23 protein-coding genes and 1 pseudogene are annotated in these 25,242 nt (G+C 36.4%); 12 read left to right on the plus strand and 12 right to left on the minus strand.

From position 1 onward, the window contains the following. Positions 1 to 5 precede the first annotated feature (5 nt). Positions 6 to 434 (plus strand): hypothetical protein, encoded by a 429-nt coding sequence (locus C0966_RS17735; RefSeq protein ID WP_274857039.1) that lies wholly within the window; start codon positions 6 to 8, stop codon positions 432 to 434. Positions 435 to 609: 175 nt separating this feature from the next. Here C0966_RS17735 and C0966_RS17740 read toward each other — a convergent pair. Further along, positions 610 to 1,685, minus strand: a protein-coding gene (locus tag C0966_RS17740) for an IS3 family transposase (protein WP_274857040.1) whose coding sequence is annotated in 2 segments (ribosomal slippage) — positions 610 to 1,484 and positions 1,484 to 1,685 — 1,077 coding nt in all. Because the reading frame shifts where the segments join, the coding sequence is not laid out codon by codon here. Between the two features lie 1,079 nt (positions 1,686 to 2,764). On the opposite strand from C0966_RS17740, the gene C0966_RS17745 reads away from it, so the two are divergent. Both C0966_RS17745 and C0966_RS17750 read left to right on the plus strand, forming a co-directional pair. Further along, entirely contained in the window at positions 2,765 to 3,457 is a 693-nt protein-coding gene (locus C0966_RS17745) for a MerR family transcriptional regulator (protein ID WP_274857041.1), read from the plus strand. Positions 3,458 to 3,981: 524 nt separating this feature from the next. Next, positions 3,982 to 4,905 (plus strand): S66 peptidase family protein, encoded by a 924-nt coding sequence (locus C0966_RS17750; RefSeq protein WP_274857042.1) that lies wholly within the window; start codon positions 3,982 to 3,984, stop codon positions 4,903 to 4,905. Between the two features lie 481 nt (positions 4,906 to 5,386). Here the strand turns inward: C0966_RS17750 and C0966_RS17755 are convergent, their stop codons facing one another. The 3 genes from C0966_RS17755 to C0966_RS17765 form a co-directional block, all read right to left on the minus strand. Further along, a complete protein-coding gene (locus tag C0966_RS17755) occupies positions 5,387 to 5,491 on the minus strand; it encodes a YjcZ family sporulation protein (protein ID WP_274857043.1) in 105 nt (34 codons plus the stop codon). 156 nt (positions 5,492 to 5,647) lie between these two features. Then, positions 5,648 to 5,818 (minus strand): hypothetical protein, encoded by a 171-nt coding sequence (locus C0966_RS17760; RefSeq protein WP_274857044.1) that lies wholly within the window; start codon positions 5,816 to 5,818, stop codon positions 5,648 to 5,650. Between the two features lie 52 nt (positions 5,819 to 5,870). Next, positions 5,871 to 6,323 carry a JAB domain-containing protein gene (locus tag C0966_RS17765; RefSeq protein WP_274857045.1) on the minus strand — a complete coding sequence of 151 codons (453 nt, stop codon included), beginning with the start codon at positions 6,321 to 6,323 and terminating at the stop codon, positions 5,871 to 5,873. An 839-nt stretch (positions 6,324 to 7,162) separates the two neighbouring features. Between C0966_RS17765 and C0966_RS17770 the strand changes: the two genes are divergently transcribed. Continuing rightward, positions 7,163 to 7,339 carry an aspartyl-phosphate phosphatase Spo0E family protein gene (locus tag C0966_RS17770; protein WP_274857046.1) on the plus strand — a complete coding sequence of 59 codons (177 nt, stop codon included), beginning with the start codon at positions 7,163 to 7,165 and terminating at the stop codon, positions 7,337 to 7,339. A gap of 171 nt (positions 7,340 to 7,510) precedes the next feature. Here the strand turns inward: C0966_RS17770 and C0966_RS17775 are convergent, their stop codons facing one another. The 5 genes from C0966_RS17775 to C0966_RS17795 form a co-directional block, all read right to left on the minus strand. After that, positions 7,511 to 8,146: a hypothetical protein gene (locus tag C0966_RS17775; RefSeq protein WP_274857047.1), complete on the minus strand. Its 636-nt coding sequence runs from the start codon at positions 8,144 to 8,146 to the stop codon at positions 7,511 to 7,513. Between the two features lie 592 nt (positions 8,147 to 8,738). Continuing rightward, positions 8,739 to 8,840 (minus strand): YjcZ family sporulation protein, encoded by a 102-nt coding sequence (locus tag C0966_RS17780; RefSeq protein WP_274857048.1) that lies wholly within the window; start codon positions 8,838 to 8,840, stop codon positions 8,739 to 8,741. An 87-nt stretch (positions 8,841 to 8,927) separates the two neighbouring features. Then, positions 8,928 to 9,059 (minus strand): sporulation protein YjcZ, encoded by a 132-nt coding sequence (yjcZ, locus tag C0966_RS17785; RefSeq protein ID WP_274857049.1) that lies wholly within the window; start codon positions 9,057 to 9,059, stop codon positions 8,928 to 8,930. Positions 9,060 to 9,725: 666 nt separating this feature from the next. Continuing rightward, complete coding sequence (locus C0966_RS17790) at positions 9,726 to 10,919, minus strand: hypothetical protein (protein WP_274857050.1); 1,194 nt, start codon at positions 10,917 to 10,919, stop codon at positions 9,726 to 9,728. Positions 10,920 to 10,937: 18 nt separating this feature from the next. Beyond that, positions 10,938 to 11,717, minus strand: coding sequence for a YiiX/YebB-like N1pC/P60 family cysteine hydrolase (locus C0966_RS17795; protein WP_274857051.1), 780 nt, complete (start codon positions 11,715 to 11,717; stop codon positions 10,938 to 10,940). Positions 11,718 to 11,890: 173 nt separating this feature from the next. Here C0966_RS17795 and C0966_RS17800 point away from each other — a divergent pair, with 173 nt between their 5' ends. The 4 genes from C0966_RS17800 (at position 11,891) to C0966_RS17815 (ending at position 18,347) form a co-directional block, all read left to right on the plus strand. Then, positions 11,891 to 13,084: an ISL3 family transposase gene (locus tag C0966_RS17800; protein WP_274854635.1), complete on the plus strand. Its 1,194-nt coding sequence runs from the start codon at positions 11,891 to 11,893 to the stop codon at positions 13,082 to 13,084. A gap of 553 nt (positions 13,085 to 13,637) precedes the next feature. Then, positions 13,638 to 14,192: a recombinase family protein gene (locus C0966_RS17805; RefSeq protein ID WP_274856999.1), complete on the plus strand. Its 555-nt coding sequence runs from the start codon at positions 13,638 to 13,640 to the stop codon at positions 14,190 to 14,192. Between the two features lie 27 nt (positions 14,193 to 14,219). Beyond that, complete coding sequence (locus C0966_RS17810) at positions 14,220 to 17,177, plus strand: Tn3 family transposase (protein WP_274857000.1); 2,958 nt, start codon at positions 14,220 to 14,222, stop codon at positions 17,175 to 17,177. Positions 17,178 to 17,258: 81 nt separating this feature from the next. Continuing rightward, a complete protein-coding gene (locus C0966_RS17815) occupies positions 17,259 to 18,347 on the plus strand; it encodes a hypothetical protein (protein WP_274857001.1) in 1,089 nt (362 codons plus the stop codon). A 17-nt stretch (positions 18,348 to 18,364) separates the two neighbouring features. Here C0966_RS17815 and C0966_RS17820 read toward each other — a convergent pair whose 3' ends face one another. Continuing rightward, positions 18,365 to 18,691 carry a hypothetical protein gene (locus C0966_RS17820; RefSeq protein WP_274857002.1) on the minus strand — a complete coding sequence of 109 codons (327 nt, stop codon included), beginning with the start codon at positions 18,689 to 18,691 and terminating at the stop codon, positions 18,365 to 18,367. 138 nt (positions 18,692 to 18,829) lie between these two features. Here C0966_RS17820 and istA point away from each other — a divergent pair, with 138 nt between their 5' ends. Together istA and istB are read left to right on the plus strand one after the other, a co-directional pair. Continuing rightward, on the plus strand, positions 18,830 to 20,383 hold the full coding sequence (gene istA / locus C0966_RS17825) for an IS21 family transposase (RefSeq protein WP_274854157.1): 1,554 nt from the start codon (positions 18,830 to 18,832) through the stop codon (positions 20,381 to 20,383). Beyond that, the gene (gene istB / locus C0966_RS17830; RefSeq protein WP_274855718.1) at positions 20,383 to 21,153 is read left to right on the plus strand and encodes an IS21-like element helper ATPase IstB; all 771 of its coding nucleotides are present in this window, start codon (positions 20,383 to 20,385) and stop codon (positions 21,151 to 21,153) included. The genes istA and istB overlap by 1 nt, the downstream gene beginning before the upstream one ends. A 490-nt stretch (positions 21,154 to 21,643) precedes the next feature. Here the strand turns inward: istB and C0966_RS18725 are convergent, their stop codons facing one another. Beyond that, on the minus strand, positions 21,644 to 21,733 hold the full coding sequence (locus C0966_RS18725) for a putative holin-like toxin (RefSeq protein WP_412729544.1): 90 nt from the start codon (positions 21,731 to 21,733) through the stop codon (positions 21,644 to 21,646). Positions 21,734 to 22,359: 626 nt separating this feature from the next. On the opposite strand from C0966_RS18725, the pseudogene C0966_RS17835 reads away from it, so the two are divergent. Beyond that, positions 22,360 to 23,377: pseudogene (locus C0966_RS17835) on the plus strand (protein rep). Positions 23,378 to 23,411: 34 nt separating this feature from the next. Here the strand turns inward: C0966_RS17835 and C0966_RS17840 are convergent. Further along, positions 23,412 to 23,990, minus strand: coding sequence for a hypothetical protein (locus C0966_RS17840; RefSeq protein WP_094245432.1), 579 nt, complete (start codon positions 23,988 to 23,990; stop codon positions 23,412 to 23,414). A 75-nt stretch (positions 23,991 to 24,065) separates the two neighbouring features. On the opposite strand from C0966_RS17840, the gene C0966_RS17845 reads away from it, so the two are divergent. Continuing rightward, positions 24,066 to 24,389 (plus strand): hypothetical protein, encoded by a 324-nt coding sequence (locus C0966_RS17845; RefSeq protein ID WP_094245433.1) that lies wholly within the window; start codon positions 24,066 to 24,068, stop codon positions 24,387 to 24,389. Positions 24,390 to 25,242 lie beyond the last annotated feature (853 nt).

Genomic DNA, 25,242 nt, shown 5'->3' on the forward strand with positions numbered 1-25,242 from the left:
TGATAATGGAACAATTTGGTCCAGGTAAAACGATATCTTTCCGATTACCGAGTGATACTCCAAAACACGTTAGTGATTATCTTACAGAACGAAAGCAAAAGCTCGGACGGAAATTTAGCAGCGAGATCGCACCAATATTTATAGAAGCCATCTCCCAACAAGTATTAAAAACAACAGATGAGGATATATTAACGATTCCTCTTCTAAAAGGCTTTACAAAAGAACAAAAAGAATGGCTACGACATCCGAATACTCGAGCATTAATTGGACAAATACTTTATCAATTTGTGCAAGATCCTTTAAAACCTATTGATTTGGGATCTATAAAAATTGAGCAAAAGGAACCAAAGAAAACAAATCAATCTTTTAAACCTCCTGAAAATATTTCAAATTTTGCAAAGAAAACATTTCTAAATTTTGACGATGATGATTGATTTCTCCCCTACTTTAGGATGTAGAATAAAATTCAATTAAAATATAAAATCTAGACAATTTTTTATTAAAAATAAGGAAACCCCATCATTTGAGATGGGGTTTTTTGTTGAACGATTTTTACAAGGATATTCATTCTGGAAATCGAATTCAACAATATGGTATGTCAACACTAAACTAGACAATTTTTTTAAGGTGTTCCTTTTTGTATTCAATAGGGCTTAAATACCCCAGTGATCCGTGAATTCTTATATGATTAAACCAATGAACATAATCGTCTAATTCCAACTTTAACTGTTCTAAACTTTCAAAATATTTACCTTTTACAAATTCTGTCTTGATAATTTTAAATGTGGCTTCGGCTACTGCGTTATCATATGGGCAACCTTTCATGCTTAACGACCGTTTAATCTCGAATGTATCTAAAGCTTCATCGATTGTCTTGTTTTTAAACTCGTTTCCTCGGTCTGTGTGAAATAGTTGAATTTGTCTTAAATCAGCTTTAATCGTTGATAAGGCTTGGTAGACTAGTCCAGCATCTTTATTAGGACCGGCACTATGTCCAACAATTTCTCTATTATAAAGATCAACAAATAGACATATGTAATGCCAATTTTTTTGGACCCTTACGTATGTTAAATCACTGACTACAACCGTTAATTCCTTTTGTTGATCAAATTCCCTATTCAACACATTTTCAACTTTAGATTCATTACATTTATCCACATGTGGCTTAAACTGGGCAACTGTATATTTTGATACTAGCCCATTTTCTTTCATGATTCGGCCAATACGTCTTCTGGATGCAATTTTACCGAGTTTTTTCAACTCATGTTTTATCTTACGAGTGCCATAGTTCTGGCGGCTTTTATGAAAAATATCGACGATGGTAACCGTAAGTTCATCATCTGATTTGGATTGTTCTTTTGCTTCATAATAATAAGTGCTTCTTGGGAGTTGTAGGACGTCGCACATTGCTGATATCGAGTATTTGTGACGATTATTTTTGATCACATTTACTTTCGTCCTAGTATCAGCGCAGCTTGCTTTAAAATATCATTCTCCATCAGTAAACGCTGATTTTCTTTACGGAGTTTGATCAACTCTTCTTCTTCAGGTGTTCGGTTATCCTTCTCTTTAAATGAACCAGAGGTTTGGCTCTGTTTCACCCATTTGTCCAATGCAGAAGGAGTTAAATTGTATTCACTTAAAATGTCTTTTCTAGGCTTTCCATTTTCATATAGTTTGACCATTTGAGCTTTAAATTCATGAGTAAATGTTCTTCTAACTCTTGTTATATCGGTGCACCTCCATTAACTGAATGAGATGAAGTAGACTTCCAAATGTAGTGGGTAACCACCGCAACTTGACAAGGAGCCTCTACGGGCATGCTTTCCCAGCCAGGAAACCAGATGATGAAAATATCTGGCTTGCCATACCAGGCTAGCATACCCGCCTCTCCTAGTAAAGTTGCTGGTATGGGATCTCTTATGCTTGATTAGCAGTATACCCAGATTGGATGGTTAGTCTACCTGACCTTAATTTTTTTGTCCAGTTAAGTGTAGCCGATTCAATAATTAGCTTCCACATATGTTTTACAATTTATATATAGAACACAAATGGTGGTTAATATATGGTCAGATACTCTACAAATGATACATAATTGTAGTGAACTGTAGTTGGTCTAAGATCGACAATCCCTATGAAATACATTACTGGAACAAAGTATTTGATTAACCCAAACAAATCCTAGATTGTGGTTTACATGTATTATATGATCTATATAGGTTTTACATCTGGAAAATACATAAAGGATTCGTTATAATTCACTTTTTCTTAATAATAAAAATTTAATTTTTTTAATAGTGATTGTAATTTACATATGGCCCATTGATTATTTGTAATCTACACATAAGATCAAACAGGTTATTGTTTGTTGATTACATGTGAACCATAGATAACAAATGAGTAACTTTTTGTTCTTCACATGTTGTGTAAAGATTACATGTGTTCCACAGTAAAAAACCGGATTGTGTTTCACATGTGTAATATGATCTATATAGATACTACAATTGAAGTTTACATAAAATATTCGTGTGATCCACATATGTCAAGTTATATATATGTGAACCAAAATGTATTCTACATAAAGATAAGTATCTATATATCGACTATAGCTATTAAATATGTTATAGCCTATATGTGTCTTATGATCTTTACATAGTTGAGACCATTAGAGAGTTTGTGTTCTACAAGTTTTGTAAAATCTACATATTGACTACAAAACTATAAATTTAGTACGTAAATTTATAAGTGATAGGGAGGCAGTATTGTGGAAGAACAATTTTTTAAAATTAGTGATTTTGCAACCAAAATAGGTAAGCATGTTAACACGGTTGACGGGTGGTTTAAAAAGCTTGAGGAACAACACATTCATTATATAAACCGGATAAACAATGAAAAAGTTTATGATCAACTCGATCTAAAGATTGCCTTATTCATTAAACAAAAACGGGAACAAAAATGGTCTCTCGATGCCATTTTTGAGGATTTGGAGAATCATTTCGATTTACGGCCGTTTCCAATAGAAGAAGAACCGAAAAATAATGTCCTTGATTTAAATGTAATAAAGCGCCAGATTGCAGAAGAAGTGAGAAAGGGGATAGAGGAAGCAGCTGCAGCACAGCTAAAGGAAATTAAAGATGAATACGATAAAATGATGATGCAATATATGGTTCAAGTAGAAGAGCAATATAAAAAAATCATGAAACATTTACCTGATCCCGAGGACTCTAAAAAAACAAGACAACAACAAATTACTGATTTAATCACTAGAAGGCGAGTAGAATCAATACTAAAACGAGAAGCGCTAGAGCTGTGGGAGCAAAAACCAGAATCAGAGAGACTTAAGAAGGTAGGGCTGTTTAGTAAAATTGAAGATGTTAACAAAAGGGATCGTTTTATCGAAGAATACATTGATCAACACTTTGAAGAATATATGAGAAAAGAATTGGGGATCGAATAAAACTGTTAAAAACATCTTATCTTAGGTTCTGGTGTAAAAACTTCAAAACAATTGCAAGTAATCTTTAAATCTTAGACATACTGATACTATCAGTCTAAAAAACTATCTTTCTATAAATATACCATTTTATGAAAATGATAGCTTTTTATGAATAATATCATTTAGACAAAACCTAATTAAGACTATTCCGACAATAACATTTTAAGAAGCGCTGAAAAGATTTTAAGTTTGGTTTTAAAGGAAAATTACGGTAAAAGGCGGTTATGGAGATAAGTTTCGAGTTGTTTTTTGAATGACAAAGTAAAAGATGCTCTTCAGTTATGGTTAAAGGAGAGAAAAGAAAAAGGGATTGTCCATGATTTTCTCCAATCATATCCAGCAATGCCACGCATATAAAAAGAATAAGAATTAGACTCACTTGAAACTCTATCTATACTAAGAAGGAAAACCTTTTATTAGGTCATGATTATAGAACGACTTAGAGCCATAAATTTTAATTGAAATGAATACAGGGAGAGGAAAATATGGCAATAAGACCACCGGTGTTGCAAAGAGGAGACACGATTGGTTTGGTTACACTTGGCAGCCCTCTTGATGCTAATATTATTAATACCCGAGTACAAACTTTGATAGATTTGGGCTTTAATATAGTTTTGGGCAGACACGTTTATTCTTATGAGGGCATCGTAGCTGCATCGGCTGAACAAAGAGCCGAAGATGTAATGAACATGTTCAGAGATCCGAAAGTCAAAATGATATTACCAACAAGAGGAGGGACAGGAGTTCAGACCATTCTTCCTTATCTAGATTATGACGTCATAAGAGAGAACCCTAAAATTATATCTGGTTATAGTGACTTAACAGTGCTATTAAATAGTTTGTATCAATTTAGTAATTTAATTACATTCCACAGCCTGATGCTTATTGATTTTAGATTAGACACACCTGCTTATAATTTTAATCAATTCTTTGAAGTAACCTCTACATTTATTTCTCCTAGGATTATCCAAAACCCACCGGATAAACCTCTGATGAGTTTAGTACCAAACAATGTAACGGGTCCAATAGTTGGTGGAAATATGACTTCTTTAGTCAATACCCTTGGTACTCCATTTGAAATTGATACACAAGGAAAAATACTTTTTTTAGAAGAAATCAATTCACCTACTACAACAATTTTTCGGTATCTAACTCAACTATTAATGTCAGGAAAATTCCAAGATTGTCTTGGTATTATCATGGGAGAATGTACAAATTGCCTTGTATCTTATGATACAACTTATGAAGATTTAATTAATGAATGGCTAGTTCCCTTAGGAAAACCTCTGATGGTCAACCTTGCTACAGGGCATAATTTTTATAAAGCTGCTATTCCAATAGGTTCTACTGTTAATCTCAATACGATAGATAATACATTGACTGTACTTGAACCAACCGTTTCTTTTTGATATAAAATATTTTGTTTAAAGAAGATCATTAGTCATCTCAATCGGTTCCAAACATCGCAAAAAAGCTCCAAAGAAAAAGAAGAAGCCCAATATGTTAAAGAAAAACCAGAATACAGTCAAATACCAATGTTTACAATATAATATGATTAAAAAAATCCTATAGAAGAATATGAAGTGAACTTTACATTAACATAAATACAATTATTCAAGGACCTGGCACTAGATACTTTTTTATATAAGAATAGCCCTACTCCCAATAGTTATTTACTAGGATGCATGAAATGATTAAACGCTCACATGCCATAACACCAATTCATCAATCTTACGATTTATTCATGCTGTATTAATACGAAAAAAGGCTATATTATCTTCAACATTTGAGCTTCAATTCTTACTTATAATCATCTTCTTCATCGTTTTAAAGGCATATTATCTCAATCTGCCTTTTTCTTTTTAATATGAACTAAACAAGGATTTCATATCAATAGTAACCTCCAAACCTGCCAAAACAAGAACATCCTACAATGATAAGTAGAACGAATAAAACAACGACAAAAGCAAAAGCGTTTCCATATCCATCACTCATAATTAACACCCTTTTTCACAAATAATGGTCGTTAAAGAAAATCCCTAAAAAGAAAAAAGCCTATCCAGTAGGATAGATCAAAAGAAAAAACGGATGTTTTTTCTTCCATGCGTAGAGCTGTCACCAGCTGGCAATCCAGCCAGTGCAGTTCTTGCTTTACTTCTTGAATTGCTTCAGCGCTTCCTCTGCTTCGCTGACGCTTGAAAAATAATCGCTCAACCTGTCATAAGGCATCGGAATATCATCTTTTATGATTTCTCTTCCGATGTAATAACCTGCTGCGGATTTCATCACTTTCGGTTCATTAATGGTTTTCCTTTGGTTCATGTCGCTTTTCTCCTTTCAAACAAGGGGCAAAGCCCCTTTTGCTTTTTTTCTTTTAGAGATAACCTTTTTCCTTCAAGCTGACATATTTTCCGGTATAGCTCACAATTACATGGTCAAGAACTTCTATTCCGATAATTCTTCCGGCTTCTGCAAGTCGCTTTGTAACCTCTATATCTTCTCGGCTTGGTGTCGTGTCTCCACTTGGGTGCTGATGACTGACGATAATAGAAGCCGCGTTGTTAAGGATTGCCGCTTTCATCACTTCACGTGGATGAACAATACTTGCGTTTAAGCTTCCGACATGCGCTCTGTGAAGCCCAACCACTTCATTTTTTGTATTGAGCATCATCACAAGAAAAACCTCTCTGTCTTCGTCTGCGATGTATGCTGTCGCTAATTCTGCCGCATTTTCTGGATTGTAAATTTTATGAACGACAAACGATGCTGAAACTTCTCTGATTTCCTGCTTAATCCGAAGCACTTCAAAAATCGGTTGCCATTCCATCAAATAACTCCTCCTTTGATTTTTCTCCTTGCCTTCCGAAGCGATTTAATTCCCCAAAAGGGGATTAATTTTGCCCTTTGGCATGGAGAACGAAAAACACACATAGACAGACGGTCAAGGGAATAAGCACAAAAAGTTTTTGCGGTTACGAAGTGCTTTTAAGCAAAAAGTTTTTTGCCCCTTGAACGGCCTGGCTTGACGACTTAGCTTCCAACAGGTTGAGGGCACAGCCTAGGAGGCTCGACCTATTGGAAGGTTAGTCGGCTTTGTGATGTTTTACGATTCGGAAGGCAAAGGGCAAAGTTCAATCGTAGGAGCACAGCAAGCGACCCGATTCCTGGCGTTAGCCGGGAATTTTCCTTTTTCCTTCCTTGAATGAGCTTTGAAAGGTTTTCCCCGTCATCGTTCGGGCGTTAAAAAATTGACAGGAACCTACGGAATGTAGGCGAAGTAATGAGCCGTACAGTCCGTGGTTATCGGCGATTTTAGACCGAAGCGAGATGCTTATGAGCTGTTAGCGACAATAGGAGCTTACAGATCGTTAGCAGACCCTTGCGGTGACCCAAAGATTTAGAAACTTAAAAAGACAATAAAAAAGGAAGGAATAATCTCCTTCCTAAAAACATGTTTATGAAATGCACTAGAACGAAACGAAATACTATTTCCTTTGCTTTCTGATCTGTTCGTAGTGCTGCCGCCCAAAAAAATATTTTTGTATTTTTATTGAAAATTTTGTCAATAGTATTCCAAATATTTCAGATTTTTTGCATAATATTGCAAAGAACGTTTTTATTTGAAGAAATGGTAAAAAGATAATGGATGATAGGGGAATTTGTATGATGTTTAGTTTTTCAATCAACGAATTAGAAGAAAGAATTAATCAGCTTAAAAAAGAATTGATCCAGATCTCTGAAGCAACCGGCTTAAATAGCTATGACACCCTTTATTGCAGCCAGAAATTAGACAAACTAATCACGATGTACCAAAAACAATTACAACTTTCTTATAAAAAATAAAGATAGAAAAATGAAAAAGTCCTTCCAATTTTGTTCAAGCGCTTACAAAAGTGATCATTCCGTCCGGCTACATAGCAGCTGATGGAATGGAGAATACTGTATCATTAAGCAACTTTGATACAGTCGCCTTTTTGGGATTGTTAGGGCTAAAGGATGTCAATAAAGGCATTGTTATTTTTCCTTCCTATTCCACTTATCTAACCAATCCTGAATAGATTCTGATACATTGCTCGCCCCAATCTTTAACTCGTCAAATAGAAAAGACAGCAGCGCACTCCATGAAATCTCTTCCTCATAAGGATTGTTTGTATTGATGAATTTCATTACTTTTTTTAGTTCTCTCATACGTCCATCATCAAGATGCTGTTTCAGATAGTCACGAACATACTCATTGATGAAATCCGAATTCCGGACACTTGCATCCAAAAGTAATGCGGTTGCTCGCGAAGGGGTAACATCAAGCGCATAAGCAAGGGCAGTTAAATTCTCATAAGTTCCTTGAGGTAAGCGTATTGTAATACGCTCACTCTGGCCAGCTGAAGCTCTCTTTTGTAATGAAGGGCGGTCTAGGTCTCCCATGTATAAAGTATTCTTCAATCGGACAGGTCTTCGAAAATGCTGCGATAAATAATCCATCACTTTCCTTGAGACAAGCCCAGCTTCACAAATGGTCTCGGCCACATCTTTCACCGGCGTATTTGTAATATAAGACAATCTATAAATACATTCTTTAAGTTGAATGGTGATTGTCGGTTTCACATCTCGTTTTTTATCTGATCGGGTACGTCTCTCCTTCTCTTTTTTCATCGATTTCCCCTCCAAAATCCAAACTTAAGTTTAGGACACTGTCTTTTTGTCCCTGGTTTACTACATGTATATGGGGAAGGATGGGGGAGCATGTATATTTTTTTTCATTCCTGGTGAAGCTGGTTAAAAACAAATCCGGACGAGCCGGGAAGGAGAAAAAACGATGAAGAAACAAGAGGCTGCCGCATTGGCTAAGAAAATGATTGATAATGCAAACAAATATGGACTGCCACTTAAAAAAAAGAAGAAAAAATAACGCCTAATGTAAGGCGTTATTTTTTGTAAGTTTATTACAATAATAAATAGGTGTAAATTTCCAATAGATAAAAATGCAAAAAATAAGTCTAGGACACTTCGAAACTGTCCTAGACTTAAACTCAAATCTGCTGTAAGGAGAAACCTCTTTCCACCCATTAAAACGTACTATTTATTTGATTTAAACCACTTCATTCGACTTCCTCGAAACCTAGCCATGCAACCAAACTTTCATCTGTTAGCTTATGCCTGCTTTAATCAAAAAACGGTAGATAAAAAGGAAGATTATCTAATCTGCCTTTATCTTTTTTTAATCCCAATTAAATAAAAATTTTTATTAATAGAATCCGATGAAGCAAGAACATCCTACAATGATGAGTAGAACGAACAAGACAACGATTAACGCAAATGCAGTATTATCTCTAAATCCATCACTCATAAATTACACCTCCAATTCCCTTTGAATAGTCGTTCTTTAGAATAGTTTTTTTCTCGTCCCAATAAAACTATTCGATCTTCTTAACCATTAAAAGAAGCAAGAACAACCTACAATAATTAATAGAACAAACAATACGACGATTAAAGCAAAGTTAAAGCGGCCGAAACCTCCGTAGCCGTAACCACCGTAACCTTTACATCCGCAACCACAGAAACCCATAATAGCTCACCTCCTTTTGCAAGCCTTATTATGGGGTCCCACCAACAAAACGCGGAAAACATACGCTAAGCAAATTTCGACATGAAAAAAGCCGATTTTTCCTACGCTAAAGGAAATATCGGCTTTTATTTTATATGTTAACTTTTGTAAATTCCCCAAAATATACTTGTCTACGATAGCATAACATTTTGTTAAAGAGGAAGAATTAAAAAAAGATCGTTAGTTAGTTCAGGGAGTATTTTTATGTCAACTTCTTCAGCATTATACTTAGATTTTAGAATGTTATCTATCTGATTCAAACTGGATTTATTAGGTATATTTAATTATTTATATTTCTTATTAGCTTCTTTTTCATTATACCCATATAGTGCCAGTGATTTGCGAAAGTTTAAAGGAAACGACAGTATCGGTCACGAATATAATTTGTCGCTGTTAGTTTCGTTTCCGAAGTCAACGCCATTAAATATGGCTCCTAACACTCTAGCACGATTTGAGATTTAAACTCTGATGTGTATCGTTTTTTGTTCATGAACCTACTTTAACATCTCCTCATTTCGTGTCTAGTTTTATGGGGTCCATTATAAAAGTTCCCACCAAAATTTACAAAATGAAATAAGCTGACTAGAAAAAGTCGCTTTTAACGATCTTTTAAGTCAGCTTTTAAAACTAGTTTTTCACTATAAAATCAAGTAAATGGCTATTTTCTACCGGAATCTCGTACAGAAGGTTAAATTCTTGATTATCAATTACAAGGACACTTTCACTTTGTTCATTTACTCTAAGTATATAAATTTCCTTTTTATCATTGTCTTTGTATAAAATTCTATAATTACTATTTGACTCAATATAGTCCCTTTTTAAAGGCTGAAATTTAGGCTTCTCTTCAAAAGTCATTATCCCTAAAATAGAACCTTTAGTCTGGCTATATAAGCTGAATAACGCTTTATTCATGTTTAATAATAACGGAGGACTTTCTTCCATATAAAAAATATCCTGTTCAGACATTTCAGTAAAGGGTTCATGTATATTATATTGAAAGTTTTTATCATATACAAATATTTTTCCGAAATCCCCCAAAATAAATGCATTTTCTTCGGTAGAGTAAATAGGTGTTAAGTCTGTAGCCTCAGCTGGCAATTTGTATTCAACATTTTGATTCTGTAAATCAATAACTCCTAATCCAGAATTTTCATATTCATTATTTTCATTAACTTGCCCACTGGTGCCGTAAAGAATTTTATTGTTAAACTTCAAAAGAGGAGACCATTTAGGAGCATGACCATATTCAGTTTCAAAGCTTTTTTTAGTAGAGTAATTGGAAATTGATACGTTAAATTCATTAGTATCAGCTTGAATATTTTGATCACCAGTTTTATGAGAAACAAGAGTCTGGAATATGGTATCATCCCCATAATGCATGATATGGTCAACGCCGACCTCATAATCGAAATAGTCAAGGGTAACCTTTTCAAACTTCTTTTTGGTAATATCGTAAGTATAAAAGTAATTATCAATTGTTGGTTCACCAAAAAGAGAAATGTATAGTTGATTTGGGTTATTTGGTTTTTGGTGAACACTCATTCGTCGAAAATCACTATCTTTTATTTCATATTCACGTACAATATCACCGGTTGTAGTTACTTCCTTTACAATTGTGTTTTTTTGAGAAATTCTACTATCTGCTGGATAGTACAAAAGGTAATTTTCTCCATCGCTAGAAACAGGTTCAAAATTCTCAATGCCATGTACAATAATTTTTTCATTTGTATCTAAAGAAACAGTCTTGAAGATAAAATAAACACCCAAAACAATTATTAATATACAAGTTCCTAATATCAATGATGCGTATTTTTTATTCATAATTCTCCTTAAAAAGAATTAGATTTTTCCTGGAAGTGTCGTACCCCAATCCTTTATAACGCGCGTGTTCGCGTCCAATAAGATATCACTAGGGATTACCGCCAAAAGACCATCAATATAAAAGGCTCTTGAAGATTGGAGGTTATAACCAACACTATCCCATTGTGCATTTGTTAGTTTAGAACAATACCATTTATCAGTTGACCATATTGTAGTTTTTAGTGCGTACGGTTCATTTACTTGTTCTAAGCCATAATTAACTGCATTTCTACGTTCTGTGGTTGTAGCGTTTGTCCCAAGTTTAGTAGTAACTTTTAGTTGTTTAATACCACTGGCCCCTTTCCATAAGTTACTTCTATTCCAATGGTGTACTTTTGCTCCATTATTTGCAGTTTTAGAAGCTTCTATAACATAATAATCAGTGGTTGATAAGACTGCTGTATGGCCAGTAAAAGACTTTTCGCCTATTGCATTGCTATTACCAGAACCATAATATAGTATATCTCCATAGCGCCAACTTGTAGCTAGAGTCTGAATACCATTATTAAAGTATGGGGCGGACTTTATATCCAATTCTCCAAGTTTATCATTTAGTTCGCTATACTCCTCCAAATCATAAAATACATCTGTCTCTAGTGATGTTAGATAGTCTTCAACATCAATATGAATCTGATTCACTTGGTTAATAAATTCCTCTTTATTTTCCGGCGTAATTTTAGCAGATAATAAGAGTAATTCATCGATTGTATCAATCTTTTTTTCTAATTCGTTTACAATAGAATCTTCTATTGCGGTCACTTCTGCGTAAGCACTATAGGGACTAAGAATAAGTCCAGTAAGTAAACAAGAAATTACGATCTTTTTAAAAGATTCATCACCACATTTTGTGATTTAACCCAAAAAATAAGGAAAACACTCACGAATTCCTGGCAATAATGTTAGCGTGACTTAACATAACAGGAGGTTCAAAAGTGTTTTCCGTATCACTAGATTTGCCAGAATTTGAAGTTGTTAAACAAGTATTTCTTGAAGATTGCAATCTGTTACATGTTGAGAAAAATACGATGGAAGAACGTTGTACTTTTTGCGGCTTTTTTACCAGTAATGTCCACGACTGGCGGACAAGAAAGGTTCGTGACTTGTCCGTATTAGGTAAGCCCCTTTTCTTATTAGTCAGAGTGCATAGATACCGTTGTCACAACTGTAATGAGGTATTTTCACAAACATTTGAATCTATCAGTCCTAATAAGCATCAGACCAATCGATACAGAGAATATCTGTATCAAATGTGCATTTGCTCTACTATTCAAGAAGTAAGTCGAAAGGAAAAAGTTCCTTATACGACAGTAGAAAGAATTTTTTATTCCATCGCTAAAGAAAAAGAAATGGAGCATTTAGAACATCTTGATAGTGCTTTAGAAAACAATGAACTAGTCCTTAGCCTTGATGAGATCGCTGTTCGAAAGGGTCACCGATATGAAACCGTTCTAATGGATGCCCAATCCGGCAGTGTTCTTGGTATGGAACATCAACGTAGTTATGATTCTACTCTAACCTTACTCTCCAAGGAGATCCTGGCTAATAAGTGTGTTCAAACCGTTGTCATGGATATGTGGGATCCCTTTCATAAAGCTGTTAAATCTATATTCCCAGAGGCCTGTATCGTCATTGATAAATATCATGTGGTGCAAAAGGTGACACATGCACTTGACCAAGTTAGAAAGAAAACTCCTGGACTAAAAAAGGGACGGTTTAAACTCTTGAAAGGTTCTGAAAAGTTAACGGCTAATGAAAAACAACAATTAGACGAGATGCTCAAAGAGCATTCAGAATTGTCATATGCCTATTTTCTAAAAGAACTCTTTAGAGAAATATACCAAGTGAATGACTATGATACAGCTGATTCACTCTTAGAAGAATGGATTCAACTCGCATGGAGCAGCCCATTTCCTTCATTTCATCAAGTTGCCAAGACGATAGAAAATTGGAAGGCACAAATTTTACAATATTTTCTTACACCTTTTACGAATGGCCGGATTGAAGGTACAAACCATAAGATTAAGAACATCAAAAGACGTGCTTTTGGCTTCAGAAACCTTGAAAGATTTCGGCTACGTGTATTTTTGGAATGTACAGGTAAAACTTATAAAAATCAGGTTGCTTAACCTTGCCCTCCATCAGCTTTCCGCATTGTAGTTGGTAGAATGGAAGCCGTCAAGGAAAGCACTTGACCGCTTCCATTCTACCAACTTAGTGGTCTGCAAGCTGACGAAGGAGCTACTCTAGATTGAGTATCAATCTTGCTAACTTATTTCCGGAATTGTGTGAACATCACAGAATATGGTGATGAGACTTTTAAAATTCATACGTGCTCCTCCAATCAAACTATTAGTTTTTGTAATTTTTCACAAATCATTATCTTGAGTCGAAAAGCCCCCTCTTATTTTGATATAAAACAAGGTTAGTTTATCATATTAAACTGTCAAAAATTGTCGTTTTTTGTGAAAGTATAGTTATTTAACAGATATTTCACATTTTAAAAGGTTTCTATGTTCAGTTACTCATCAATTAATGAACATGTAATTATAAAACTAGTTTTCTGCCTTTCTATACTCAATAATTGTTCATAAACCCTGTAAATAAATCTATGTTCAGATATTACCCTCTAATTAAGTTATGTTACAATAAAAACAGAATAATCAAAAAGGGATGAAATAAATGAAGGTAGGGTATGCGCGCGTTTCCACAGGCATTCAAAATTTAGATTTACAACTAGATGCGCTTAAAGAACATGGCTGTGAAGAGATATTTACCGATAAGATCAGTGGGGCTAAAGATAAACGACAGGGATTAGAAGATGCTCTCCGTTTTGTTCGAACTGGTGATACTTTAGTGGTCTGGCGCTTGGATCGATTGGGAAGGAATATGCAGCATCTTATTAAGATTGTCAATGATCTCAATGATCAAGGTGTTAGTTTTCATAGTCTGCAAGAAAACATTACAATGGACAAGGCTAGCGCTACGGGACAACTTATGTTTCATCTTTTTGCGGCTTTTGCTGAGTTTGAACGAAATCTTATTCACGAGCGCTCGGCAGCTGGTCGTGCTGCAGCAAGAGCCAGAGGACGATTAGGAGGAAGGCCGGAAAAGTTAGATAAGAAAGAATTAGAAATGTTAAAGACACTAGTGGCAAGTGGGACACCTATTACAGATATTGCCCAAATGTGGGGAGTTTCACGAACAACCGTTTATCGATACCTAGAAAAGCAATAAACTAAACTTATGAAGGGACGGGAGGAAATGGCATCAAGGGGAAAGGAACTGCTTACAGCTGATCAAAGAGCAGAATTTGTAAGAATTCCAGCTGATATGACCGAACGGGAACTAGAGACCTACTATACTTTTTCTCAATATGACATAGAGATTATTAAAAGGCATAGAAGAGATCATAATCGTTTGGGATTTGCTGTCCAATTATGTGTACTGCGCTATCCCGGATGGTCTCTCACAGACGTTGAACCTATACCAGATTATATAATCCAATATATAGCTAAACAAATCAATGCTAATCCTGATTCTTTTTCTTTATATGCCCAACGCGACCCAACCAAGCATGAACATATGGAAGAAATTCGACAGGTATACGGATATCAGAATTTTTCTGTAAGTACATATCGGGAATTAGCTCAGTACCTTTTGAAACATGCCCTTCAAAATGGCAATTCCATGTATCTACTTCGAACTGTTCAAGAAGAACTTAGGAAACGAAAAATAATTCTTCCTGGAATGACTACAATAGAGAGACTCGTGTGGGAAACTCGTCATAGGGCAGAGGAAAAGATTTTTAAATCCTTAACCGCCACTCTTTCATTGTGGCAAAAGCATAAATTGGATCAACTTATAGATCCTTTTGTAGAAAGCAGGAAAACCCCATTAGCATGGTTGAGAGAACTTCCCGGCCAATCATCACCTGATGCCTTTCTAAAAGTAATAGAACGTTTAGAATATATTCGAGAGTTGAAACTGCCATTAAACATAAATGAAGTTCATCCTAATCGATTACTTCAATTATCTCGCATTGGGGCTCGTTATGAACCCCATTCATTTCGTAGATTTAAAGAAAATAAGAAATATGCCATTCTTATAGCATACCTAGTAACACTAAGTCAGGATTTAATTGACCAAGCAATTGAAATTCATGATAGGCAAATGATGATTCTACAATCGAAAGGCCGTAAAACACAAGAGGAAATGCAAAGGGAAAATGGAAAAGCAGTTAATGAAAAAGTTGTTCATTTTGCAGATATTGGGGCTGCACTTATTCAAGCACGAGATGAAGGACTTGATCCATTTAGCACCATTGAAAAGGTAATGCCTTGGGATAAAATCGTTACTTCTGTTGAAGAAGCAAAAAAATTAGCTCGACCAATGGATTATGATTACCTTGATTTGCTAGAGAATCGATTTACTTATCTGAGAAAGTATACCCCTACTCTTCTGAAATCATTAGAGTTTCGTTCTACAAAAGCAGCAGAACCATTATTACGTGCATTAAAAACATTAAACGAGATGAATAAATCCGGAAAAAGAAAAGTACCAGATGGAGCTCCGTTAGATTTCGTCCCAAAACGATGGGAAAAACATGTGTATGACGAGGAAGGAATTATTAATCGACATTATTATGAAATGGCTGCCCTAACGGAATTAAAAAATCATATTCGTTCAGGAGATGTATCTGTAGTCGGTAGTAGGCTCCATAAAGACTTCGAGGAGTACCTTGTTCCCAAAGATGAATGGACAACAACCAATTTAAAGGAAACTAGATTGGCAGTTCGTTCATCAGCCGAGGAATATCTTGAAGAAAGAAGGAAGGCTCTAGCCAAACGCTTTACATGGATTTCAAATAACCTTGATAGTCTTGAAGGAGTAAATATAGAAAAAGCAAACCTTAGAGTGGATCGTTTGGAAAAGAATACCCCAGAAGATGCACGAACCTTCAGTTTATCCTTATATAATATGCTTCCAAGAATTAAGCTCACTGATCTTTTAATGGAAGTAGCACACTGGACAGGATTTGACGAAATGTTAATACACGCTTCCACCAATCGCCCTCCAAAGGGAGAGGAAAAGGTCATTTTGATGGCTGCACTTATGGCAATGGGAACGAATATTGGATTGACTAAAATGGCAGATGCTACACCTGGAGTTACTTATCACCAGATGGCCAATGCCGCACAATGGCGATTGTATGATGATGCTATAAATCGAGCACAGGCAACTTTGGTAAATTTTCAACACAAGCTTGCTCTAGCTTCTTATTGGGGAGATGGCACTACATCTTCATCTGACGGAATGCGAGTACAAGTGGGTGTTTCATCGTTGCATGCTGAAGCAAATCCTCATTATGGTACAGGAAAAGGGGCAACCATTTATCGATTTACGAGTGATCAATTTTCATCTTTTTATACTAAAGTCATTAATACAAATGCAAGAGAAGCTGTACATGTCATTGATGGACTGCTTCATCATGAAACTGAATTAAATATTGAGGAGCATTATACTGATACAGCTGGTTATACCGATCAAGTTTTTGGTTTGAGTCATTTGTTAGGTTTTCGTTTTGCACCAAGACTTCGTGATCTAGCTGATGCTAAACTATACACCATTCAAAAGCCAAGTGATTTTCCTGACCTAGAAAAATTACTTCGTGGACGGATTAACACAAAGATTATTCAGGAAAACTTTGATGACGTGCTCCGTTTAGCCCATTCGATTCGAGAAGGAAAAGTGTCTGGTTCGCTGATTATGGGGAAATTGGGGTCATACGCAAGACAAAACAAGCTAGCTACTGCCCTACGAGAAATGGGAAGAATCGAAAAGACTATTTTTATTTTAGATTACATATCTAATGAAGCTCTACGTAGGCGTATTCAACGAGGATTAAACAAAGGAGAAGCTATGAATGGTTTGGCAAGAGCATTATTCTTTGGAAAACGAGGTGAATTACGAGAACGAGGACTGCAAGATCAACTTCAACGCGCAAGTGCTTTAAACATTATAATTAATGCCATTAGCGTATGGAATACCGTATACCTTACCGAAGCAACAAATTTGTTGAAGGAAAAAGGGGATTTGCGAGAATACTTGCTAAAACATATTTCACCCTTGGGATGGGAGCATATCAATTTTCTTGGTGAATACACCTTTGATATGAGGAAAATAGCTAGTTTAAATTCACTGCGTCCTCTTATTCAATAAAATTAAAGCCGATATTTCTTTAGCGTAGGAAAAATCGGCTTTTTTCATGTCGAAATTTGCTTAGCGTATGTTTTGCGCTTTTTGTTGGTAGGACCCCTAAAAGAAACGATTATCCTGGCTTTGACGACGCTTCATCGTGTGTTGGGGAAACCAAGACGAATTGATTTCATCGATCAACGGGAGATCGTCATCCGTTTTGCGGAAAACATTTTACACGGAAAATCTGCTAGTGAAATCGGGAGAGTTATAGAAGAGACGATTTTGGAAATTGAACGTCAGTTAGAACAGGAGAAAAAAGAACAGCCGAAACCAAGCGTCTTTGAGGCCTTTAAGAAAAAATGGAACACGAAAAAAGAAACGGCTGCTACTGTTGAACAGCCAGTCTGGCGTTTCTCCAAGAAAAAATCGAATCTTTCGGCACCATATGAAAAGAAAAAGTCGATTTGGGATAATAAATACGTGTATCTTTCTGCTTCGGCACTCGCTTTTGTCATTCTCATTGGAAACTCAACAGGGGTATTTGATTTTTCCAAACCTGAAGAAGCAAAAGCTAAACAAGAACAGACAGAAGTCATTCCATCTAGTGAGCTTATCGGTATTTACCGGCAGGCAATTACGGGAGACAAACAAAAAGCGTTAGATCAATTGGAGCGATTGGGATTTGATAATCTGAGCAAGAAAGACCAAAAAGTGATGTTGAGTTTATATGAAGAGACAGGACAGCCCGAAAAAGCCATTAAGCTGAAGCCGGAATATGCAGAAAAAGTCGTGAACGACTTAGTTAGTAATCAAAAGTACGACGATCTACGAACGCTGCAAAGTAAAGTTGATAATCCGGTTGTTAATTTCGAGGTCGCTGTTCTGGATAAGAAGTGGGAAGATGTAATTCAATTAAAAGACAAAGTGAAAATGACCGAGAGACGGGAAAACCAATTATTAAGCGCATATCTTCATTTGGGAATGGATGAAGCTAAAAGATTGGCTGCGGAATCTCCTGAATTGAGCCAGAAAGTCCAGGATTTCGAGATGAAGAAAAAACAAGTCGAGGATTTGAAAATGCAGGTGCAACAGGTGCAAAAAAATGAAAAAGACGTGAAAAAACGTGATGAACAAGTGAAAAAACTGAATGAACAGATTAAGCAGCTGGAAGCAGCGATCAACAACATCTAAAAAGTGGAGAGGGGCGATCATTTCACCCTCTCCACTTCTTTTTTGGGAGGCTGGATGTTCATGTCTTTCACGGGTTGCTGCATCCGTTGTATCATATTTTGAATAAACTCTTTATTGATTTTCTTAGGGATGAATCCGATTCGTTCGCGAAGGATGTTTTCGATGACAAAGCATTTTCTCGTCCAGTACTCATACTCCTTATACGTGTATTGTTCTGCATCGGAAAATTCCTTCGCTCCTTGCTTCATCGCCTGAATGAAAATGTACCGGTTGTTATACGTATCTGATCGTTCTTTTCGAGCTAATTTAAGAAGGTAAAGCAATTCGACAGTGGAGAGTTTCATCAGTTCAGGAGTGGGTTGTAACTGCTAAATTATAATCAACAGTTTCCGCCAGATAGAAATGAACACTTTTTTACCAATATTTATTTCAGCTAAGCTATGATAGATTCATATCTTTAGTTTAGCTGGAGGGTACGAAAGGTGGAAAAATTACTATTGTTTGTTGAAATTCATCAATTAAAAAAACAAGGATTTAAAGTAGCAGCTATCGCAAGAAAATTAGAGATTTCCAGAAACACAGTTTATAAATATTTGGATATGACTTTAGAGGAGGCTTCGGAGTGGATTTTATCTTTAGGAAGCAGAAGCAAGAAGTTAGATCCCTATCGCGATCGGATTATCAGTTGGTTAAAGGAACATCCTGATCTGTCTTCTGCTCAGGTGGAAGATTGGCTAAAAGAACGATTTCCTGCACTAGATGTTGCAGGAAGTACAGTCCGAGCCTATGTAAGTGAAATAAGAGACATCTATCATATCCCTAAAGTAGTTCGTATACGAACACATGAAGCTGTGGAAGAATTACCAATGGGGCAACAGGTGCAGGTGGATTGGGGAGAAGCCACCGTGAAGAATCTTGAGAATAAAGAAGTCAAATTATATTTCATTACCTTTGTCCTCTCCCACTCTCGTTACAAATATGTGGAATGGTTAGATAGGCCTTTTACAACGAAAGATACAATTCGGTGTCACGAGAAGGCATTTCAATTCTTTGGAGGAATACCCGAGGAAATTGTTTATGACCAGGACCACTTGATCACCGTAAGTGAAAATGCAGGAGATATTATCTTAACTGGGGAATTTCAAGCTTATAAGCAAGACCGTGGATTTCGAATCTACTTATGTAGAAAGGCAGACCCTCAGAGCAAAGGAAAAGTGGAGAATGTAGTGAAATATGTAAAAATGAACTTTGCAAAAAATAGAGTATTTCCAAATTTAGAGGCCTGGAATGAGAAGTGTTTAGCTTGGTTAGAAAGGACGGGAAATTACAATATACATCATACAACTAAAAAGAGACCGGTAGAAGTGCACGCCCTGGAAAAGCAACACTTAAAGCCAGTCTCCACCCTGCTTTCTTTCGAAAGCAACCTTGGCTCTAGTATAACAAGGACTGTTCACAAGGACAATGTTATAAAATATAAATCCAATCGTTATTCCCTTCCAATTGGAACTTATCGTCCAAGGGGAGATAATACGGTATATGTAGAAATTCAAGGAGAAGAGCTCATTATCAGAACAGAACCGCTAGGAGAAGTATTGGCAAAACACCCTTTATGTCATGGGAAAGGAGAATTGATAAAGAATCGCCAACATACAAGAGATCGATCAAAAGGAATTCAAGCCTACAAAGAAACCATTATTCGTCAGTTTAAAGATCAAGAAAAGGCTGAGCAGTTTATACATGAGGTAGGATGCCGTTATCCGAGATATATACGTGACCAGCTTCAAGTCATTCAATACGCCATCAGCCATTTTCGATCAGAAATAGAGGAAGCCCTAGCTGTTTGTATCAAAGATCAGTTATGGAGTGCCAATGACCTTCGGGATATTGCACAACACTTAACTCGATTAAAACAAGCAAAAACCCCTAATTCTCCTTCGATTCAAGAATCAAGAAATGATAACCCCGCTTTAAAAGCCTCAGCAGCAACTAGGGAAATGGATGACTATATAAAAATATTAGGAGGCGTTTCATGATGACAAGCACTGTACATACTCTACAAGATCAATTCCACCATCTTCGGATGGTGGAAACGGCTAATAAGCTGCCAGAATTGCTTCGTAATGCCGAGAGATCATCATGGACCTATCAAGAGTTTTTGCAGGAACTCCTTATGTATGAATTAAAACGACGAGAAGAAAAAAATGTAGAAAAGAGGTTGAAATGGGCCAAGTTCCCTTATCTTAAGACATTAGATGAGTTTCATGTTGAAGAACAGAAATCCCTAAGTACTCGTCAATTAAACCAACTGAGAGAACTTAATTGGCTGGAGCAACAATATAATCTAATTCTATTAGGGCCTCCAGGAGCAGGGAAAACACATATAGGGATTGGACTAGGATTAGAGGCCATTCAAAAGGGTTTTAAAGTTACCTTCTCTACTATGGGTGAACTGGTGCACCTATTAAAAACTGAAGAGTATATTCGAAAGTCACAAATGCAGCTTAAAAGAATAAAAGAATCAGATTTGGTCATTATTGATGATTTAATGTATATGGCAATGGACCAAAGGGAAGCTAATCTGTTCTTTCACCTGATCAACCATTTATATGAAAGAAGTTCAATCATCTTGACTTCTAATAAAGGGCCTGAACAGTGGGGAGAATTGATGGGGGATCAAGGAATTACTACAGCTATTCTAGATCGATTACTTCATAGAGTAGAGGTTATCCAACTAAATGAAAATGACAGCTATAGGATTAAGCATCGAACTACCATTTTCGGAAAAGAAAGTGTTCAAAATTAATTAGCAAAAAGTGTTCAAAACTACTTGACGGTTACATGGGTTTTTTAGCGTCTTCGATCGTCGGGTGCTGTTGAGGAAGGAGATTTTTTCTTTTCCCGTTCTCCTGAACTTCGTTTCGATCAAGCTTCATTTTGCAAAAGCCGCAATAATAACGATGTTGGTGATTTTGTACCCCACTTCCACAGTACGGGCAAGTTTTCATACTGACTCCCTCTCTATATTGTTGTAACTTACTACAATTATTATAACATCTATTGTTGTAAGTTACAACATTTTTGATTTTTAGTTTGCCGAAGTCACCTTTGAGCGAATAGACCTATACATTCATCATTCAAACATGTATAATATATATAGAAGCTCCATATAAATAAAAATAAGACCGACGGTGCAGCAACACCCTCGGTCCTTCGCAATAGAACGGTTCCCTACAAGGGGGATCGGCAGCGGAGAGGAAATAATCCACCCGACCGGCCGTTAACTCAAGGGTGGATTATTTCTTTTGGTTGAAAGACAGTATTGAAACGATGAGACTTGCGAAAGCAATCGCAAACATTAACGCTTCAAATACCGTCATCGGCATCACCCCCTTTCTTCATATGAAGGGGTACAATGCCGACCCACCCTTGAGTTCTTCCGTTCTATTGCCTTTCTATTATACCATATATTTGCATCTGCTAAAAACAGAAGATAATAAGAATTATCTTCTATTTTTTTATTAGAAATCATTGAAAAACGAGAGATAATTCGGTAGAATATATAATAGAAAAACGAAAGATAATTCGGCTATTTTTTTAAAAGGTCAAGGATATCTCGCTGTTAAGCGAAAGGAAGAAGCGAAAGAAAAAGAAAAACAAGAAATGTTGAGAATGAAGGACCAAGAAAAAAACGAGAAAAAACAAGAAAGAACAAGAGAAACCACCACAAAAAAGATAGAATGACAAGAAGCTGGGGAGACAACGAATTAGAGAGATAAATCTCTTTCGGATTGAGGTGGATTTTCGGGTTTTTTCTTATCTTGATACTATATAGAAACAACTACGTTTTAAAAAAAGGGCTCAAACCCTTGATGCAACTGGCGTCAAACCGATTTTTTAGCGTAGACAGAAAAAAAGCCCCTGTGATAAGGTTAAGGTGTCGAATCTCAATCTATCACAGGGGGCTTTTTTTACCCTTCTGAAGGGACTTCAGAAAGGAGATATTCAGTTTATGTACGAAAAGAATAACATTGAAACACCTAAAAAGGCAACACCAAAATTTTTGGTAGATAAAACGAAATCGGGGAAAAAACGAAATTGGAAGGACAAAAAAATAAGGGCTGAATTGACAGCCAAACATTTTGGAAGTGCAGGGCTGCATAGTAAAGCTGAGCGCATGGGAGATTGCACCAATCAATTAGTGTTTAAGCAGACAGACGAAGGTTTGAAACTTTATCAAGCGTGGTTCTGTAAAGTGAGGTTATGTCCGATGTGCAATTGGCGGCGATCCTTAAAAATTGCTTATCAAAACAAACGAATTGTTGAAACGATCAACCAGCGCGAAAAAGTTAATTGGTTATTCTTGACGCTGACCGTGAAGAATACGGACGCTGAGAGCCTTCCAGAGACGATTAAAGCTGTTTAATAGGCTAACAAACTATAAAGCTTTTAAAACGTCTGTAAAGGGCTATTTTAGGGCTTTAGAGGTCACAAGGAACCGAGACCCTGAAAGTGAATCATTCGGAACGTATCATCCCCATTTTCATGTTTTGCTATGCGTCGCGCCGAGTTATTTTACGAGAAATTACATAAAGCAATCAGAATGGACAAGCCTTTGGCAAAAAGCTATGAGATTGGATTATACGCCAATCGTGCATATTCAAAGAGTTAAACCAAAAGAGAAATTGGATGACTTGCCAATTTACGAAGAAGATCTCAAAAAGGCTATCAAAGAACAAAAAGCTATTTTGGAAGTTTCAAAGTATCCAGTAAAGGATACGGATGTTATTCAGGGAAACACGGTTACTCGTGAAAATGTTGAGACTGTCCTGGTTTTAGATAATGCTTTGGCATATAAAAGATTGATCGGATATGGTGGGTTGCTTAAACAGGTTCACAAAGAATTGGATTTCGAAGACCCTGAAGAGGGCGATCTCATGAACATATCGGAGGAAGATGAAATCTCAAATGGTGCGTTTGATGTCATCGCAAGATGGCATGTGGGGTTAAAAAATTATGTGATAGAGTGAAAAAGAGCATTCCAGAAGGAGTGCTCTTTTTTGTTTAAAATGAAGTGTGTACTCCTGGTAAAACTTTATATTGATCACCACTTATTGCATATGCTGTTCCTGAAAGATAAGCCACTCCGCCATTATTTTTATTCATAGTTACAGAACCACTAAGGCTTGAACCTAAAGCTCCCATACCACCAATCGGTGCATCTCTTTTAAATCCGGAATGGTATCTTAATTTTACGACACCTACAAAATTGTACGGCCATAATGTAGCAGGTTTTACTGTCCAATATACAATTCTTCCACTATCTCCTGCTACAATGCTCGCTCGTCCACCAGGACCAGTAACAGAAGAAAAAGGGACAATTACATTACCGGTAGTATCGTTATTTACTACAGGATTTTCATCTGCAACGACGCTATTAGGATGATTGATAATCGCGTCTGAAATTTCCGGATCATTCCCGAAACTTCTAACTGTTATTTCATCATCTTGATAAATGATTTCACCTGTTTTAGATAGTTCTTCTAATTTTTGGTCAGGTGTTTCACTTGCAAATGCTGGCGTAACTATTACTATAGCCAAAGAAAAAAGCATGACAAGCGTTAAAAAAATTATCTTTTTCATTAGAATCCCCCTTATATATTGTCAGATTTTTCACTATAATAATAACATGAAATGGGATAATTTGGAGGTATTATTTTGAAAATTGACCACTATCAAAATTTATTGAAAAAGCTTTGTAAAGTCCACGATATTTCTCCTAGAAAACCTAGATTTGAAAATATTGAAGATGTAGTAGTCATTAATGTTAAAAATCATTTGAAAGAAGGGGTTGATCTAGAATGTTTCAAAGTTTTAAATCTTATAGTTCAAACCGTTGTACCTTTAGGTATAAAATTCAATCAACAATTATATCTTTATCCAGGCGGAAATAGATTGGATAGAGTAGCGGTAACCTTTAATAAAAGTGATTATTTATTATTAAATAAAAAGCTTGAAGAAGGAAATGTAGGTAGTGAATAGAAGCAAATGAAGGCTATTTTATTTCGTTGAGAGTTGGTATATTATAAATATACTGATCTTTACTGAACATTCAACGTTTGCGCCGTTGAATGAAAGAGGAGCCTTTAAAAGGGCTCCTCTTTTTTGGTGCGCCCGGCATGTACATGAACTATAGGGTGTAAGTCCCGAACCCCGAAGACAGAAGTAGAGGTTAGCCAAGAGCAAGGGTGTCCGTGGTGACGCGGAATCTGAAGGAAGCTGGAGGCAAAACACCGGTCCGAGGAACACGAACCTCATATAAGGCTAGGTATGATTGAGTGAGTTTGCCAAACAAAACAAAGCTCTTTCTGTCGAAGGTCATATCGAGTAAATGAGGCGGATAGATGGTGTGAAAGTGCATGTACTTACCCGGGGAGGTCTGGCGGATATGTGAAGTACTCTTCATAACCTACTTAGTGATAAGTAGCTGAACCGTCAGAAGTCAGCAGAGGTCATAGTATTAGTTGGTCTAGAACAACTAAGAAGGACCGAACAATTAAGAGAGAATAGCCCTTGGCATTCAGTGAGTCATGATGAACACAGAAAACGTAGTACCTCACTTGAGGAAGGAAGCGGTGAATCCCGTGGGAGACCTCTTGGAGGGTGGAGTGACCACTGGCATAAAGAGAACAGCTATTCACGGAAGTTATAAAGACTTGCGTCAATCATCTTAATTGAACCGCCGTATACGGAACCGTACGTACGGTGGTGTGAGAGGACGGGAGTTAATCGCTCCCTCCTACTCGATTGGTGGTAGAGGAAGAATGCTGAGGAAGTGTCAACGGTAAATCGGACTGAGTGTATCGATAGCGTAACGAGGGAGAATTTAAGGAGT

Origin of the sequence: Bacillus methanolicus (genome assembly GCF_028888695.1) — a bacterium.
In the GTDB taxonomy this organism is placed as follows: domain Bacteria; phylum Bacillota; class Bacilli; order Bacillales; family Cytobacillaceae; genus Bacillus_Z; species Bacillus_Z methanolicus_B.

Excerpts from the sequence above, each read along its gene's own strand:
- C0966_RS17735 (WP_274857039.1), top strand. The coding sequence starts at position 6 with ATGGAACAATTTGGTCCAGGTAAAACGATATCTTTCCGATTACCGAGT.
- C0966_RS17750 (WP_274857042.1), top strand. The coding sequence starts at position 3,982 with ATGGCAATAAGACCACCGGTGTTGCAAAGAGGAGACACGATTGGTTTG.
- C0966_RS17755 (WP_274857043.1), bottom strand. The coding sequence starts at position 5,491 with ATGAGTGATGGATATGGAAACGCTTTTGCTTTTGTCGTTGTTTTATTC.
- C0966_RS17760 (WP_274857044.1), bottom strand. The coding sequence starts at position 5,818 with ATGAACCAAAGGAAAACCATTAATGAACCGAAAGTGATGAAATCCGCA.
- C0966_RS17765 (WP_274857045.1), bottom strand. The coding sequence starts at position 6,323 with ATGGAATGGCAACCGATTTTTGAAGTGCTTCGGATTAAGCAGGAAATC.
- C0966_RS17770 (WP_274857046.1), top strand. The coding sequence starts at position 7,163 with ATGTTTAGTTTTTCAATCAACGAATTAGAAGAAAGAATTAATCAGCTT.
- C0966_RS17775 (WP_274857047.1), bottom strand. The coding sequence starts at position 8,146 with ATGAAAAAAGAGAAGGAGAGACGTACCCGATCAGATAAAAAACGAGAT.
- C0966_RS17780 (WP_274857048.1), bottom strand. The coding sequence starts at position 8,840 with ATGAGTGATGGATTTAGAGATAATACTGCATTTGCGTTAATCGTTGTC.
- yjcZ (WP_274857049.1), bottom strand. The coding sequence starts at position 9,059 with ATGGGTTTCTGTGGTTGCGGATGTAAAGGTTACGGTGGTTACGGCTAC.
- C0966_RS17790 (WP_274857050.1), bottom strand. The coding sequence starts at position 10,919 with ATGAATAAAAAATACGCATCATTGATATTAGGAACTTGTATATTAATA.
- C0966_RS17805 (WP_274856999.1), top strand. The coding sequence starts at position 13,638 with ATGAAGGTAGGGTATGCGCGCGTTTCCACAGGCATTCAAAATTTAGAT.
- C0966_RS17810 (WP_274857000.1), top strand. The coding sequence starts at position 14,220 with ATGGCATCAAGGGGAAAGGAACTGCTTACAGCTGATCAAAGAGCAGAA.
- C0966_RS17820 (WP_274857002.1), bottom strand. The coding sequence starts at position 18,691 with ATGAAACTCTCCACTGTCGAATTGCTTTACCTTCTTAAATTAGCTCGA.
- istB (WP_274855718.1), top strand. The coding sequence starts at position 20,383 with ATGACAAGCACTGTACATACTCTACAAGATCAATTCCACCATCTTCGG.
- C0966_RS18725 (WP_412729544.1), bottom strand. The coding sequence starts at position 21,733 with ATGCCGATGACGGTATTTGAAGCGTTAATGTTTGCGATTGCTTTCGCA.
- C0966_RS17840 (WP_094245432.1), bottom strand. The coding sequence starts at position 23,990 with ATGAAAAAGATAATTTTTTTAACGCTTGTCATGCTTTTTTCTTTGGCT.